General features: G+C 62.9%; 1 protein-coding gene and 1 pseudogene. Both read right to left on the bottom strand.

Going from position 1 to position 1,966, the window contains the following annotated elements; genetic code table 11:
- Positions 1-1,703 (bottom strand): efflux RND transporter permease subunit (locus ACRESD_RS06975; RefSeq protein WP_431750259.1); only part of this gene is annotated, 1,703 nt, incomplete at its 3' end.
- Positions 1,700-1,966, bottom strand: a pseudogene (locus ACRESD_RS06970) (efflux RND transporter periplasmic adaptor subunit); the annotation flags it as partial. The gene ACRESD_RS06975 and the pseudogene ACRESD_RS06970, both read right to left, overlap by 4 nt.

Below are 1,966 nucleotides of genomic sequence, written 5' to 3'. Positions count from 1 at the left end.
CCCTCATCCAGCGGTGGTAGGAACTCACCGCCCAGTTTCGAGATCGGCCACAGCGCGCTCGCCGCTACCAGCAGCGCTACCAGCAAGGTCATACGCGGCCAACGCAGCACCGCATCCAGGGCCGGTTGATAGAGTCTGATCAGCCCGCGATTGAGCGGGTTGCGCTGCTCATCGGGAATGCGCCCGCGAATCCAATAGCCCATCAATACGGGGACCAGCGTCACCGACAACCCGGCCGCCGCCGCCATGGCGTAGGTCTTGGTATAGGCTAACGGGCCGAACAACCGACCTTCCTGGGCCTGCAAGGTGAACACCGGGATAAATGACAGCGTAATGATCAACAGGCAGAAAAACAGCGCCGGCCCGACCTCGACCGCCGCGTCTGTCATCACCTTCCAATGCTCATCGCCCTTCAATTCCCGGCCAGGGTTGGCGTGGTGCCAGGCTTCGATTTTCTTGTGGGCGTTTTCGATCATCACCACCGCCGCATCCACCATCGCGCCGATCGCAATCGCGATACCGCCCAGGGACATGATGTTGGCGTTGATACCCTGGAAGCGCATGACGATAAAGGCGATCAACACGCCTACCGGCAACGAGATGATCGCCACCAGGGACGAGCGCAGGTGCCACAGGAAAATCCCGCACACCAGTGCCACCACCAGGAATTCCTCCAGCAACTTGTGGCTGAGGTTGTCCACGGCGCGGTCGATCAACTTGCTACGGTCGTAGGTGGTGACGATCTCCACGCCCGGCGGCAGGCTGCTTTTCAACTGGTCCAGCTTGGTCTTGACCGCCGCGATGGCTTCCCGTGCATTCTTGCCGCTGCGCAGGATCACCACGCCGCCAACCGCTTCACCCTCGCCGTCCAGCTCGCTGATGCCTCGGCGCAGGTCCGGGCCCAGCTGGACGTTTGCCACATCGCCCAGGGTGACCGGCACATTGTTGGCATCAAGGCGCAGCGGGATGGCGCGAAAGTCGGCCAGGTTTTTCAGGTAGCCGGAGGCGCGCACCACGTACTCGGACTCGCCCAGGTTCAGCACCGAGCCACCGGCTTCCTGGTTGGCCTTGTCGATGGCGTCCTTCACCTGTGCCTGGGTGATGCCGCGACTGGCCAGGGCCAGTGGGTCGAGTTGCACTTGATACTGCTTGACCTGGCCGCCGATGGTGGCGACTTCCGCCACATTGGGCAGGGTCTTGAGTTCGAACTTGAGGAACCAGTCCTGCAGCGCACGCAATTGCGCCAAGTCGTGCTGGCCGGTGCGGTCCACCAAGGCGTACTGGTAGATCCAGCCCACCCCGGTGGCGTCAGGCCCCAATGACGGCTTGGCCGAGGCCGGCAGGCGCGCCTGCAACTGGCTGAGGTATTCCAATACCCGCGAGCGGGCCCAGTACAGGTCAGTGCCTTCGTCGAACAATACGTACACGTAGCTGTCGCCGAAAAACGAAAAGCCGCGTACGGTCTTGGCCCCCGGCACCGAGAGCATGGTAGTGGTCATCGGGTAGGTGACTTGGTTCTCGACGATCTGCGGCGCCTGTCCCGGGTACGGCGTGCGAATGATCACCTGCACATCAGAAAGGTCCGGCAAGGCGTCGACGGGCGTGTTCTGCACCGACCAGACACCCCACGCAGTGATGAACAGCGTCGCCAGCAACACCAGAAAGCGGTTGGCCACCGACCAGCGAATCAACAAGGCGATCATGGCTGGGCTCCCGGTTGCATGTTCATCGCGGCTTCGGCAGGGGTCGCGGTGATGCCTTTGAGACTGGCCTCGGAGTCGAGCAGGAATTGCCCGGACGCGACCACTTGCTGGCCTTCCTGCAAGCCGCTGACGATCACGCTCTGGTCCTGGTTTTCGGCACCGGCGACCACCTCGACCGGCCGATAGTGACCGCCCTCCTCTGCCAGCATCACCAGCACGCGCTTGCCAGTGCGGATCAACGCTTCGCTGGGCACCTGCACGAC

The sequence above is a fragment of the Pseudomonas sp. genome, assembly GCF_050739995.1.
In the GTDB taxonomy this organism is placed as follows: domain Bacteria; phylum Pseudomonadota; class Gammaproteobacteria; order Pseudomonadales; family Pseudomonadaceae; genus Aquipseudomonas.
Note: the sequence above shows the minus strand (reverse complement) of the source record. Positions and strands in the feature narration are given on the sequence as shown.